Origin of the sequence: Thioalkalivibrio sp. K90mix (genome assembly GCF_000025545.1) — a bacterium.
Lineage (GTDB): Bacteria > Pseudomonadota > Gammaproteobacteria > Ectothiorhodospirales > Ectothiorhodospiraceae > Thioalkalivibrio.
Map to the genome: position 1 here is coordinate 1,340,865 of NC_013889.1, position 13,312 is coordinate 1,354,176.

Here is a 13,312-nt window from a genome sequence, read left to right on the forward strand (position 1 = left end):
GGATAACGCATCATGAGCCACGCAGAACCGAAAAAGACCGAAAACCTCTCTGCCGGCGGCCGCGAGTGCCGTTACGTGCCGATTACCGATGACCCGCGCGCCCGGGACCTGCCCTACGCGCTGAAGATCCTGCTCGAGAACCTGATGCGCTTCGAGGACGAGCGCACGGTCCGGCGCGCCGATATCGAGGCGCTGCTCGACTGGGACCCGAAGGCCGAGCCCACCCAGGAAATCGCCTTCCGGCCCGCCCGCGTTCTGCTGCAGGACTTCACCGGCGTGCCCGCAGTGGTCGATCTCGCGGCCATGCGCGATGCGATGGAAGCCCTCGGCGGCGACCCGAAAAAGATCACGCCGCTGCAACCTGCTGAGCTCGTGATCGACCACTCGGTACAGGTCGACGAATACGGCAGCGCAAACGCGATGAACCTCAATGCAGAGCTCGAATATTCGCGCAACCGCGAGCGCTACAGCTTCCTCAAGTGGGGCCAACAGGCGTTCGACACCTTCAAGGTTGTCCCGCCGGACACCGGCATCGTCCACCAGGTCAATCTTGAACACCTGGCGCGCACCGTGTTCGTCGAGGACCGCGACGATGGCAGCTGCCTCGCCTATCCCGACACGCTGGTGGGGACCGACTCGCACACTACGATGATCAACGGTCTTGGCGTGCTGGGCTGGGGTGTGGGCGGTATCGAGGCCGAGGCCGCGATGCTCGGCCAGCCGATCTCCATGTTGATCCCGCAGGTGGTGGGCTTCCGCATGACCGGCCGACTGGCCGAGGGGGCCACGGCGACCGATCTCGTGCTGGTGATCGTCGAGATGCTGCGCAAGAAGGGGGTGGTGGGAAAATTCGTCGAGTTCTTCGGTGACGGCCTGGCGGATCTGCCGCTGGCCGACCGTGCCACCATCGCCAACATGGCGCCGGAGTATGGCGCGACCTGCGGCATCTTCCCGATCGACGACGAGACCCTGGAGTACCTGCGCCTGACGGGGCGCGAGGCGGGGCACATCGAGTTCATCGAAGCCTACGCCAGGGCCCAGGGCCTGTGGCGCAACGATAACGCCCCGATCGCCCGCTACACCGACATGCTCGAGCTGGACCTCGCCACGGTCGAACCAAGCCTGGCCGGCCCCAAACGCCCGCAGGACCGCATTGCGTTGAGCCAGGCCGGAGCCGAGATCAGCCGCCACCTGGATACCATGCTCAAGGAACGTGACAGCGGCGCCGACGAACCCGAGGATGCCGAGCGCTTCGCGGCCGAAGGCGGCCACACCGCGGTGGGCGTGGAGCACCAGGCCGAAGAGCCTCATCACACGGCCATCGAGATGAACGGCGAGACCTTCACCCTCGACCACGGCGATATCGTGATCGCGGCGATTACCTCCTGCACCAACACCTCGAACCCGTCGGTCATGCTGGGGGCCGGCCTGGTCGCCCGCAAGGCCCGGGAACTGGGCCTGCAGGTCAAGCCCTGGGTCAAGACCTCCCTGGCCCCCGGCTCCCGTGTGGTCACGGACTATCTGCAAAAGTCCGGGCTGCTGGAGGACCTGGAGGCATTGGGCTTCCACGTGGTCGGTTATGGCTGTACCACCTGTATCGGCAACTCCGGGCCCCTGCCCGAGCCAATCAGCGAGGCCATCATCAAGGATGACCTGATCGTCAGCGCCGTCCTCTCTGGCAACCGCAACTTCGAGGGGCGTATCCATTCGGAGGTGCAGATGAATTTCCTGGCGTCGCCGCCCCTGGTGGTGGCCTATGCGCTGGCCGGGCGCAGCACGCTGGATTTGTACAACGACCCGCTGGGCGAAGACGCGCAAGGCAATCCGGTATTCCTGAAGGACGTGTGGCCGACGACCGAAGAGGTCCATCAGGCGGTCCAGGCGCATGTCGGCGCCCGGAGCTTCACCACCGCCTATGGCGACCTGTATACGGGCGAGGACCGCTGGCGCAACCTCGAGGCGCCTACCGGCGACCGCTTCGAGTGGCAGGACGACTCCACCTACGTGCGCAACCCGCCCTACTTCGAAGGCATGGGCATGACGCCCGAGCCGCTGACGGACATCCAGGGTGCCCGTGTTCTGGCCCTGCTGGGCGACTCGGTGACCACCGACCACATCTCGCCGGCGGGCTCCATTGCCAAGGACAGCCCGGCCGGACGCTACCTCGAGGAACAGGGCGTGAAGCCCGCCGACTTCAACTCCTACGGCTCGCGGCGCGGCAACCACGAGGTGATGATGCGCGGAACCTTCGCCAATGTCCGCCTGCGCAACCTGCTGGCGCCCGGTACCCAGGGTGGCGTCACGGTGCATCTGCCGGACGGCGAGCCGATGTCCATCTATGACGCCGCGATGCAGTACAAGAAGGAAGACACGCCGCTGATCGTCATCGCCGGGCAGGAGTACGGTACCGGCTCCTCGCGCGACTGGGCCGCCAAGGGCACGCTGTTGCTGGGCGTAAAGGCGGTCATCGTGGAGAGCTACGAGCGCATCCATCGCTCCAATCTGGTCGGAATGGGCGTTCTGCCGCTACAGTTCCTGCCGGGTGACAATGCGGCCAGCCTGGGCCTCACGGGGCGCGAGACCTTCTCGATTACCGGCGTGAACAACGGCGAGGCCCGCGAAGCAACCGTCACCGCCGTTGCCGATGACGGCGAGCGTACGACCTTCAACGTCCGGGTTCGCCTGGATACGCCGCAGGAAGTCGACTACTACCGCCACGGCGGCATCCTGCCCTATGTGTTGCGCCAACTCGCTCAATGAGACTAAGGTCATAGCATGACGCGGCGGGTACCCATAGAGGACGTGAGGTCCGGCCACACACTGGCGACGGCGGTCCATGATCGTTCCGGGCGGCTTCTGATTCCCGCTGGCATGGTCCTCCAGGACAAGCAGATTCGCGTACTGCTGTCCTGGGGGATCACGGCGGTGGAGGTGCTCGAGGAGGGTGCGGACGACGTCCCGATATCCGCCCCCCAAGATGCAGGAGGGCCCCCTGCCGCCGAACCCACCCCCCAGATGGAGGCTCGTGCCGACGAGATTCTCTCCGAGCGATTTCAACACTGCGCGGTAGAGGATCACCCCATGTCCGGCATCTACCGTCTGGCTCGGCAAGCCCTGCTCGATGACCTGTGCCGCTACGCTCCGAAAAGGCAGAGCGAACAGGCATGACCGTCGACGAATTCCTCGCTACGGACGACGCCCTGTGCAGCTTCTCCGGAAGCTACAACACCATCTTCATTCGCCTGAGCGACCCAACGGCCAATGTCGCGGCCATCACCGAGGCCGTCGAGCTCGACCCCACCATCGCGGCCAAGACGCTCAAGGTCGCGAATTCCTCGCTGTATGGCTTCCCGGAACCGATCGACACGCTGCACCGGGCTGTCTCCATCATCGGCCTGCAACAGATGCGCCAGATCGTGATGTCGACCGTTGTGATCGAGCATTTTCGTGGTGTGCCGGTCATCGGCGTGGACATGGAGTCCTTCTGGCGTCACAGCTTGGCCGTCGGCGTGCTGAGCCGCTCGATCGCACGCTTCCGGCGCGAGGCCAATATCGAGCGACTCTATCTCTACGGGATCATGCATGACCTGGGGCGCCTGCTGATGTTTCTGCATCTGTCCAGTCGCACCGATGAGCTGATCAATATCCGCGAGCGGGAACGGATGCTGCTGTTCGAAGCCGAGACGGAGTTCCTTGGTTTCGACCATGCGACCATTGGCGCGGAGTTGATGGAGCACTGGAACATGTCCCCGGCACAGGTGGAGGCCACCCGTTTCCATCATGCGCCGCGTGACGCACAGGCCTTTCCGGTCGAAACCGCGATCGTCCACGTGGCCGACAGCATCGCCAATGCCTTGCGGCTGGGCTCGTCGGGCGAACGCTTCGTTCCGCCCGTGGAGGCGGAAACCTTCGACCGCATTGGCCTGGAGATGGAGACCTACGAGGCCGTGATCGGCGATGCCCGGAAACAACTCGGACAGATGCAGGCCATCCTGCTGGACTGACGAGGGACGGATGAGCGCACGGATGCAGGTAAAGGACGACCCGGCATGAGCCCTTCGTACAAAACGCCTGAAGAGGTCAATGCGCTGCACGAGCGCATCCGTTTCCTCGAGGAAGCGCTGGAGGCGAATGCCTACGCGATGGACGTGCTCGCCTCGACCACCGCAATCTTTGGCGACACCGACCGCAATCGCAGCCCCGACCTGATCATCCAGAGCAGTCTGGAATCCATACGGCGTCTGCTGCCGGCCCGCGACATGGCCGTCTACATACTCGACAGCGAGTCATCGTTTGATCTCGCCTATCAACTGCATCCTCAAGAGGATGAATACGACCTCGCGGATGCCGTCGAGGATCTGATTCAGGAAGGTACCTTCTCCTGGGCGCTGCACCAGAATCATCCCGTCTGTCTGCCTTCGCGCTTCGAGGGCGAGAACGTGTTGCTCCATGTCATCTCGACCCGAACCCGCATTCGCGGCATGTTTGCCGCCCGCTTTCGCCAGAACGACCTCCAGCGCCACGAGATGACCCTCTCGACCCTGACCATGGTGCTGTTCAACACCGGCTATGCTCTGGAGAGTGCCGACCTCTTCCAGATGATGGACCGTCGACAGAAGGCCTTGCAGCGGATTACCGAGCACCAGTCACGCGAACTGCTTCATCACCAGTCGCACGACTCGCTGACCAACCTCCCCAACCGGATGCTGTTCAGTGACCGCCTGTCGCAAGCCATTCACCGCCACCAGGGAACCGATCATCACATCGCCTTGATTCTGCTGGATCTGGACAACTTCAAGCGCCTGAACGACTCGCTAGGCCATCGCGCCGGCGACGAGCTGATCCGCAAGGTGGCGCAGGATCTCGGAAAACTGCTGGATCGCAGTCGCGACCGGTCGGGTCGTCCCTTGCGCGCGACCCTGTCGCGCCTGGGGGGCGACGAGTTCGGCATCCTGGTGGAGGATCTACAGGGTCTCGAGGGCTGTGTACGACTGGTCACCGACGTCGTGCGCACAACCGCGGTGGAACGCACGATCTTCGATCGGCCGGTGGTGACCAGCGCGTCCTGCGGGATCGCCGTGTTCCCCTACGACGGAGAAGACTCCGATGTCCTGCTCAGCAATGCCGATGCGGCCATGTACGAGGCGAAGCAACGTGGCCGCAACGGCTTCCGCTTCTACACCCAGGACCTGAATTCCCGGACCTTCCACCATTTCGAGCTGGAAAAGGAACTGGGGACTGCCATTGAGCAAGATCAACTGGTCCTGCACTACCAGCCAAAGGTCGACCTGCATACGGGCGATATCCTGGGCGCAGAGGCGCTCATCCGCTGGCAACACCCGAAACTTGGGCTGTTACCCCCCAGCCACTTCATCGAGCTGGCGGAGGATATGACCCTGATCGAGGCCATTGGGGAGTGGGTGCTGCGCCAGGTCTGCCGGGACCTCAAGCGGCTGCCCTCGCAGGGCCGGGATCACGGCTTCCGTGTCGCCATCAACGTCTCCGCTCGGCAGCTTCGCCAGCCTGACCTCGCCGGAGACTTTCACGCCATCCTGCAGGCCGCGAACGTCGCGCCCGAGTGCATTGAACTGGAGCTGACCGAAACCACCATCATGGATGACCCGAAAGGCGCTGCCCGTATGTTCGGTCGTCTGCGCGAGATCGGCATGCGGTTGGCTGTGGACGATTTCGGTACCGGCCATGCCTCGCTGATTCAGCTGAAGAAGCTCCCGGCGGACACCCTCAAGATCGACCGTTCCTTCGTCCAGGACCTCGAGCGCAGCAACAGCGACGCGCGGATTGTCCAGGCCATCGTCCAGATGGCGCATACCCTGGGGCTGAACATCATCGCCGAAGGCGTCGAAACCGAGCGCCAGGCCGAAATCCTGCGAGAATTCGGCTGCAACGAGGCACAAGGCTACTTCTTTGCGCGCCCCATGGCCTTTAATGACTTCCATGCCCTGCTCCAGGACCAGGCCCGCCTCCCGCGCACTGGGTAAGCCTTACCCGCCTGCACTCTCCGGGCCCGTCAGTTGCGCCGGATCGAGCAGCACTTGCAGCCGCTCGCGCGGGATATCCGTCCGTTCCGCCGCAACGTCCAGGATTGGCCGCCCGGTGGCATAGGCCTCCTTGGCGATACGCGCGCCGGCCTCGTATCCGATCTCGGCATTCAGGGCCGTCACCAGGATCGGATTACGGTCCAGCGCGGCCCGCAGGTTGTCCTCGTTCACGGTGAAGCCCGCGATTGCTCGATCCGCCAGATGGTTGGAGGCCCGTGCCAGCAGGCCCATCTGAGTCAACAGGTTGTCAGCAATCAGCGGGAGGCCGACGTTCAGCTGGAAATTGCCCCCGGCGCCGGCGGCCGCGATCGCCGCATCCAGACCAGTCACCTGTTGCGAGGCCATGATCACGGCCTCCGGGATCACCGGGTTCACCTTGCCCGGCATGATCGAGCTGCCGGGTTGCAGGGCCGGCAGGGCGATCTCCCCCAGCCCCGCCAGGGGACCGGAGTTCATCCAGCGCAGGTCGTTCGCGATCTTGGTCAGCCCCACGGCAACGGTCCGCAACTGGCCCGAAAGCTCCACCGCGGTGTCCTGACTGGCCAGCGCCGCAAAGCCATTGCCCTCATGCACAAACGAAAGGCCGGTTCGCTCGGCGAGGCGACTTGTTACACGCTCGCCGAACGCCGGGGGTGCATTGATACCGGTGCCCACCGCCGTCGCGCCGATCGCCAGACGCTGAATACGCACGCGGGTATGTTCCAGACGATCCACGTCCAGTTCCAGTTGGCGGCGCCAGCCGGAGAGTTCCTGCCCCAGGGTCACGGGCATTGCATCCATCAGGTGTGTGCGCCCGGTCTTGACCAGTGCCCCCACCTCGCGCTCGCGCCGGGCGATCGTGGCAATCAGGTGGCGCAGCGCAGGCACCAGTTCCTGTTCCAGCGCCAGCGCCGCCGAGACATGAAGCGCGGTCGGGATCACGTCGTTGGAGCTCTGCGAGCGATTGACGTGATCGTTCGGATGGACCTCTTCCCCACTACCCGACGCGATCCGCGCGAGCACCTCGTTCATGTTCATGTTGGTGCTGGTGCCCGAGCCCGTCTGATAGACGTCGACGGGGAAGGCATCTGAATGCTCGCCCGCGGCGATCGCCTCGGCCGCCGCCACAATCGCGCTGGACACACCGTCCGGGAGCTGCCCCAGTTCCTCGTTGGCCTCGGCACAGGCCGCCTTGGTCAGCGCGAGGGCCCGAATGAACACCTGCGGCATGGGCCGGCCGGCGATCTGAAAGTTGTCGATGGCACGCTGGGTCTGGGCGCCCCAGAGGGCATCTCTGGGGACTTCCACCGGTCCGAGGCTGTCCTGCTCCTGGCGGGTCGGGGGGTTCGACATGCACTCCTCCAAATGATCGGGCGTAGCTTTGTATTATACTGCGCCGCGTCAATCGACCGTCCGATGGGTGCATTCCCATGCCCCTGACGGACCCATGCAATCCGACTCGAGTGCACCATGTCCCTGAGCCCCCTGTCCGCGATCAGTCCCGTCGATGGCCGCTACGCCCGCCACACCCGCGACCTGGCCCCCTATTTCTCCGAACAGGGTCTGATGCAGGCCCGGGTAAGGGTGGAAATTGCCTGGCTCAAGGCCCTGGCCACCGAGCCCGCCATCCCCGAGGTCCCGCCGCTAACCGCAGAGGCGGAGGCCTTTCTGGACGAGATCGCCCTGGAATTCGACGAAGTCGCGGGTGCCCGGGTGAAGGAGATCGAGGCCACGACTAATCACGACGTCAAGGCCATCGAGTACTACATCAAGGAGCAAATGCGCGGCCGTTCCGATCTGCAAAGCCAAATCGAGTTCGTGCACTTCGCCTGCACCTCCGAGGACATCAACAACCTCGCCTACGGGGTGATGGTCCGCGAAGCGCGCAATCACGTGATGCTGCCGGCGCTCGATGCGGTGCTGGCGCCGCTGCGCGAGCTCGCTCAGCGCTTCGCCGATCAGCCCCTGCTGGCCCGGACTCACGGTCAGCCGGCCTCGCCCACGACCATGGGCAAGGAACTGGCCAACGTGGTCCACCGTCTGGAGCGGCAGCGCGCCGCGATCGCCGCCAACGAGTGCCTGGGCAAGATCAACGGTGCGGTGGGCAACTTCAATGCCCACTACGCGGCCTACCCGGAGGTGGACTGGCCGTCGCTCTCGCGGCGCATGGTGGAAAGCCTGGAGCTGGTCCCCAATACCCACACCACCCAGATCGAGCCGCACGACTTCCTGGCCGAGCTGTTTCATGCCTTCATGCGCCTGAACACGATCCTGCTGGATGCCTCGCGCGACATCTGGGGCTATATCTCGCTGGGCTATTTCAAGCAGAAGGTCGTGGCCGGCGAGGTCGGGTCCTCGACCATGCCGCACAAGGTCAATCCGATCGACTTCGAGAACGCCGAGGGCAACCTCGGGCTCGCCAATGCCGTGTTCGATCACCTGGCGAACAAGCTCCCGGTCTCGCGCTTTCAGCGTGACCTGACCGATTCGACCGTGCTGCGCAACATCGGCATGGGTTTCGCCTGGTCGCTGATCGCCTACAAGGCCTTCCAGCGCGGTCTGGGCAAGCTGGAGATCGAACCCGGCCGGCTGGACGAGGATCTCGACCAGAACTGGGAGGTGCTGGGCGAGGCGGTGCAGACGGTGATGCGCCGCTACGGGATCGATTCTCCGTACGAAAAACTGAAGGCCCTGACCCGTGGCCAGCGCATCACGCCGCAGGCGCTGGTCGAGTTCATCGACGGCCTGGAGATCCCGGACGAGGCCAAGCAGCGCCTGCGCGCGCTGACCCCGGGACGCTACACCGGGATCGCCAGCCAGCTGGCTCGCGACGAGTAAGGCGTGCCCGCCCAAGACCCGAATCAGGGCCTGGAGCTACTGGGCGGGCTCTCGCCGGCGGAGTTTCTGCGCGACTACTGGCAACAAAAGCCGTTGCTCGTACGCGGCGCAGTATCGGGCTTCGCCAACCCCATCGAGCCCGACGATCTGGCCGGGCTCGCCTGTGATCCGGATGCCAGCGCCCGACTCGTACTCGGCGACACCGACCACGGCGACTGGGCAGTCGAATACGGCCCGTTCGAGGAAGATCGCTTCGCCTCCCTGCCCGATCGCGCCTGGACGCTGCTGATCAGCGATGTCGAGCGCTTCTGGCCCGAAGGGCACGACTTCCTGGCCCGGTTCGACTTTGTCCCGCGCTGGCGCCGCGACGACCTGATGATCTCCTACGCATCACCCGACGGCTCGGTCGGGCCCCATGTCGATGCCTACGATGTCTTTCTGTTCCAGGCGGCCGGGCGGCGGCGCTGGCAGATCCAGTCACCACCGGGACCGCTGGACTGCCACGACGACCTGCCGCTGGCGATCCTGCGCGAGTTTGAACCAACCGAGAGCTGGGACCTTGAACCCGGCGACCTGCTCTACCTGCCCCCCAACCTGCCCCACTACGGCCTTTCACTGGATGACCAGTGCATGACCTGGTCGATCGGTTTTCGGGCCCCGACCTACCTCGACCTGCTGACCGGGTTCCTGGAGGAACGGGCCAACCGGGTTGGCGAAGCGCCCCGATACAGCGATCCCCAGCGCCCGGTGTCCGCCTACGTGAGCGAACTGCCGTCACACGACCGCACCCGACTGCGTGACATCCTGCGCGAGATGCTCGCGGCCGACGACACGGAACTGGATGCCTTCCTTGGGCGCTTCCTGACCCGCCCGGCGGGGAACGTCGAACTGCATACAGGTGATCCCCCCGCCGAAGCGAGGGAGTGCCGTGTACACCCGGGTATTCGGCGCTACTGGCTGCAGACACCGGCCGGGCCGATCCTCTGCGCCGCCGGCCACAGCTATCCGGCATCCAGCCTGGCTCCTGGGGATCTGGAACAGCTGTGTGCGACGGAGATCGTCAAGCCCGAGCAGTGGGAACACCAGTGGCCGGCGGTTCACGACATGCTTCGCGACGGGCTGGAGGAAGGCTGGCTCGAGCCCGCTGACGGCCCGAACTAGCAATCAATCAGGTACAGGCGCGCAGGCATGGCTCCGCCGCACGCTCGATCAGCTCCGGTCCGGCATCCGCCCGGTGCGCACCCTCGGTCAGGATACGCCGCCACTGGCGCGCCCCCGGCTCGCCGTGAAACAACCCCAGCACATGCCGTGTGAGCCGCGCCAGCGGTACGCCCTTGGCGCGCATCTCGCGGGCCATGTCGATCAGACCCTGCAGCACGGCCTCGCGCGTCACCCCACCGGTCTCGTCGAAAAACAGACGGTCGACCTCGGCCAGCACCCAGGGCTGGTGGTAGGCCAGCCGCCCGAACATCACCCCGTCTACCCGCTCGAGATAGCCGTGTGCCACACGGACATCGTCCAGGCCGCCATTCAGTACGATGGTCAGTTCCGGGAATTCCGCCTTAAGGCGGAACACGCGCTCGTAGTCAAGCGGCGGAACATCGCGGTTGTCCTTGGGGCTCAGGCCTTGCAGCCACGCCTTGCGGGCATGCACGATGAAATGCCGGCAGCCGCCTCGCGCCACGGTTTCGACAAAGTTGCGCAGATCGGCCTCGGAATCCTGTTCGTCAATCCCGATACGATGCTTGACGGTCACCGGAACATCGACGGCATCCTGCATCGCGCGCACCATCCGGGCCACCTGCTCCGGCTGCGCCATCAGGCAGGCGCCGAACGTGCCCGACTGTACACGGTCGGAGGGACAGCCGACGTTCAGGTTGATCTCGTCGAAGCCTCGCTCTGCCGCGATGCGGGCGGCCTGAGCGAGCGTGTCGGGATCCGATCCACCTAGCTGCAGCGCCAGCGGGTGTTCCGCCGCGACATGGCCCAGCAGCCGGTCGCGATCGCCGTGGATCACCGCGTTGGCGTGTACCATTTCGGTGTACAACAGCGCGCGCCGGGTCAGCAGCCGATGGAAACGCCGGCACCAGGAGTCGGTCCAGTCCATCATCGGCGCCACCGAAAAGCGCGGATCGGGAAAACGCAACGAGCCAGTCACGGCGCCGCCCGCCCTGCGGGTGGTGCCCGGAATGCCAAGGGATGAATACGCATGTCGGAAAATGAAATGCCGGAAACCTTTCTGGACAGTGTCTCACACATGGTCGATCGCGCCATGCATTTCCTCGAGTTGCCCGAAGGTGCGATGGATGCGATCAAGGCCTGCGACTCGGTCATCCAGGTGAGTTTTCCGATCCGCTTTCGCGACCGCATCGAGGTCTTTACCGGCTGGCGTGCCGTGCACTCGTCCCACCGTCTCCCGGTCAAGGGGGGGATGCGGTTCTCCCCCACCATGGACCAGGAACATGCAGAGGCCCTGGCCGCCCTGATGACGTACAAATGCGCGATCGTGGATATCCCGTTCGGGGGTTCCAAGGGCGGGCTGCGTATCGATCCACGCCAGTATGACGAATGGGAGATGGAGCGGATCACCCGCCGTTTCGCCCACGAACTGATCCAGCGCGACTACATCAGCCCCGCGCAGAACGTGCCGGCGCCGGACGTCGGGACCTCGCAGCGCGAGATGGCCTGGATCATGGAGACCTATCGCGAACGCCACCCGGAGGACGTGAACCACAGCGCCGCCGTGACCGGCAAGCCCGTCGACCTGGGTGGTATGCGCGGGCGCCTGGAAGCGACCGGGCGCGGCGTGCAGTACGCCCTGCAGGCCTTTTTCCGCGAGGGCAATGCCGCCCGCGAAGCCGGCCTGGAAGGCGGCCTGGGCGACCAGCGCATCATCGTGCAGGGCTTCGGCAATGTGGGCTATCACGCCGCGCATTTCCTGCAGAACGATGACCACGCGAAGATCGTCGGTGTGATCAAGAGTGATGGTGGGGTCTACTGCGAGGACGGTATCGATGTCGATGCCCTGAACGATTACGTCCGCCGCTCCGGGACCATGGAAGGCTTCGCCGGGGTGGAATTCGAGCGCAATGGCAATCGGAGAGTTATGGTCAAGTCTGGTGTATGAGCGATGGCGGGTTCAGGCGGCGCTCCGGTCGGTGATGGAGGATGCCTCGTCGTTGGTCGGTTCGGTCTGCTCGATGCCGTCGATGAACTTGACCCCGCGCTCGAGCTTGTCGAGCCATTCGTAACCCCGGAGCCGACGCCAGCGCTTCTGCGTGCTCTGACCGAGCTTGAACGTCAGGCTCAAGACGGTGTTGCGGGTCACGCAGCCCCGGGTCTTGTCGGTGCGCAGCCGCACGGTGGCGAAGGTCGATTCGATCGGATTGGTGGTCCGGATCGACTGCCAGTGCGCGGCTGGGAAGTCGTAGAACGCGAGCAGGTCTTCCCGGTCCTTGGCCAGCGTCTCGGCGGCTTTCGGGTACTTGTCGCCGTAGGCGGTCAGGAAGGCGTCGAAGGCCTGTTCGGCGTCGGCGCGGGTCTCGGCCATCCAGATCGCCTGCAAGGCGGACTTGGCCTTGGGCTGACTGCGCTTGGGCAGCCGGTTCAGCACATTGGCGGTCTTGTGGACCCAGCAGCGCTGGCGGCGGGTGTCCGGGTAGACCCGGGCCAGGGCCTTCCAGAAGCCCAGCGCGCCATCGCCGATGGCGAGCTTCGGGCCGTTCGCGAGGCCCTGATGATCCCGCAGGCGCACCAGCAGTTCGTACCAGCTCTGCTCGGACTCGCGCATCCCGTCGTCGAGGGCAACAAACTCCTTGGTCCCGTCGGGCAGGACCCCGATGATGACCAGCACACAGGCGCGTTCGTCGTCCTCCCCGCGCAGGTTGAAGTGGATACCGTCCGCCCACCAGTAGCTGTAGCGGTAGGCGCGGAGATCACGCTCGCGCCATTCGGCGTGCTCGGTCAGCCACTGCTGCTTGAGGCGGCCCAGTGTCGAGGCCGACAGCCCCTGGGCCTGCTCGCCCAGCAGCGCGCTCAGCGCCTCCTGGAAGTCGCCCGAGGACACCCCCTTGAGATAGAGCCAGGGCAGCAGCTCCTCGACCGAGCGCGCCCGGCGCAGATACGGGGGCAGCAGGCTCGACGTGAAGTGCCGGCCACCGCCGGACCGATCCCGGGTCTTCGGCACCTGCACCGGTACATCGCCGATGCCGGTCTGAACCCGGCGCTGGGGCTGATAGCCATTGCGTACGACCGCCCGGCGACCGTCCGGCATGCGATCCTCCGCGTAGGTCTCCATGAACGTCCGCAACTCTGCCTCCACCGCTTGCTGGATCAGATCCCGCGCCCCGCGGCGCAGCAGATCGGTCAACGGGTCCTCTGGTCCGTTCGGGTTCTCTGTCGTATCGTGAGCCATGTTGGCGTATCTCCTCTGGCTG

At 65.1% G+C, this 13,312-nt stretch carries 9 protein-coding genes and 1 pseudogene; 7 read left to right on the top strand and 3 right to left on the bottom strand.

Annotation, left to right across the window (positions count from 1 at the left end; genetic code table 11):
• Positions 1–12 precede the first annotated feature (12 nt).
• The 4 genes from acnA to TK90_RS06400 are packed head-to-tail and all read left to right on the top strand — an operon-like array spanning position 13 to position 5,999.
• Positions 13–2,760: an aconitate hydratase AcnA gene (acnA, locus tag TK90_RS06385; protein WP_012982667.1), complete on the top strand. Its 2,748-nt coding sequence runs from the start codon at positions 13–15 to the stop codon at positions 2,758–2,760.
• A gap of 15 nt (positions 2,761–2,775) precedes the next feature.
• Positions 2,776–3,168 carry a hypothetical protein gene (locus tag TK90_RS06390; protein ID WP_012982668.1) on the top strand — a complete coding sequence of 131 codons (393 nt, stop codon included), beginning with the start codon at positions 2,776–2,778 and terminating at the stop codon, positions 3,166–3,168.
• Positions 3,165–4,004, top strand: a complete 840-nt coding sequence (locus TK90_RS06395; protein WP_012982669.1) for an HDOD domain-containing protein — start codon at positions 3,165–3,167, stop codon at positions 4,002–4,004. Before TK90_RS06390 ends, TK90_RS06395 begins: the two co-directional genes overlap by 4 nt.
• Positions 4,005–4,049: 45 nt before the next feature.
• Entirely contained in the window at positions 4,050–5,999 is a 1,950-nt protein-coding gene (locus TK90_RS06400) for a bifunctional diguanylate cyclase/phosphodiesterase (RefSeq protein ID WP_012982670.1), read from the top strand.
• Between the two features lie 3 nt (positions 6,000–6,002).
• On the opposite strand, the gene TK90_RS06405 is transcribed toward TK90_RS06400, so the two are convergent.
• Positions 6,003–7,391 (bottom strand): lyase family protein, encoded by a 1,389-nt coding sequence (locus TK90_RS06405; RefSeq protein WP_012982671.1) that lies wholly within the window; start codon positions 7,389–7,391, stop codon positions 6,003–6,005.
• 117 nt (positions 7,392–7,508) lie between these two features.
• Here TK90_RS06405 and purB point away from each other — a divergent pair, with 117 nt between their 5' ends.
• Both purB and TK90_RS06415 read left to right on the top strand, forming a co-directional pair.
• Positions 7,509–8,876: an adenylosuccinate lyase gene (purB, locus tag TK90_RS06410; RefSeq protein ID WP_012982672.1), complete on the top strand. Its 1,368-nt coding sequence runs from the start codon at positions 7,509–7,511 to the stop codon at positions 8,874–8,876.
• Between the two features lie 3 nt (positions 8,877–8,879).
• Positions 8,880–10,037, top strand: a complete 1,158-nt coding sequence (locus TK90_RS06415; protein WP_012982673.1) for a cupin domain-containing protein — start codon at positions 8,880–8,882, stop codon at positions 10,035–10,037.
• 7 nt (positions 10,038–10,044) lie between these two features.
• Here TK90_RS06415 and dusA read toward each other — a convergent pair whose 3' ends face one another.
• A complete protein-coding gene (gene dusA, locus TK90_RS06420; RefSeq protein ID WP_083767892.1) occupies positions 10,045–11,022 on the bottom strand; it encodes a tRNA dihydrouridine(20/20a) synthase DusA in 978 nt (325 codons plus the stop codon).
• A gap of 63 nt (positions 11,023–11,085) precedes the next feature.
• On the opposite strand from dusA, the pseudogene TK90_RS06425 reads away from it, so the two are divergent.
• Positions 11,086–11,976, top strand: a pseudogene (locus tag TK90_RS06425) (Glu/Leu/Phe/Val dehydrogenase); the annotation flags it as partial.
• A gap of 39 nt (positions 11,977–12,015) precedes the next feature.
• Here TK90_RS06425 and TK90_RS06430 read toward each other — a convergent pair.
• Positions 12,016–13,290, bottom strand: a complete 1,275-nt coding sequence (locus TK90_RS06430) for an IS256 family transposase (RefSeq protein WP_012981820.1) — start codon at positions 13,288–13,290, stop codon at positions 12,016–12,018.
• Positions 13,291–13,312 lie beyond the last annotated feature (22 nt).

Coding starts and splice junctions, on each gene's coding strand:
- acnA (WP_012982667.1), top strand. CDS start 13: ATGAGCCACGCAGAACCGAAAAAGACCGAAAACCTCTCTGCCGGCGGC.
- TK90_RS06390 (WP_012982668.1), top strand. CDS start 2,776: ATGACGCGGCGGGTACCCATAGAGGACGTGAGGTCCGGCCACACACTG.
- TK90_RS06395 (WP_012982669.1), top strand. CDS start 3,165: ATGACCGTCGACGAATTCCTCGCTACGGACGACGCCCTGTGCAGCTTC.
- TK90_RS06400 (WP_012982670.1), top strand. CDS start 4,050: ATGAGCCCTTCGTACAAAACGCCTGAAGAGGTCAATGCGCTGCACGAG.
- TK90_RS06405 (WP_012982671.1), bottom strand. CDS start 7,391: ATGTCGAACCCCCCGACCCGCCAGGAGCAGGACAGCCTCGGACCGGTG.
- purB (WP_012982672.1), top strand. CDS start 7,509: ATGTCCCTGAGCCCCCTGTCCGCGATCAGTCCCGTCGATGGCCGCTAC.
- TK90_RS06430 (WP_012981820.1), bottom strand. CDS start 13,290: ATGGCTCACGATACGACAGAGAACCCGAACGGACCAGAGGACCCGTTG.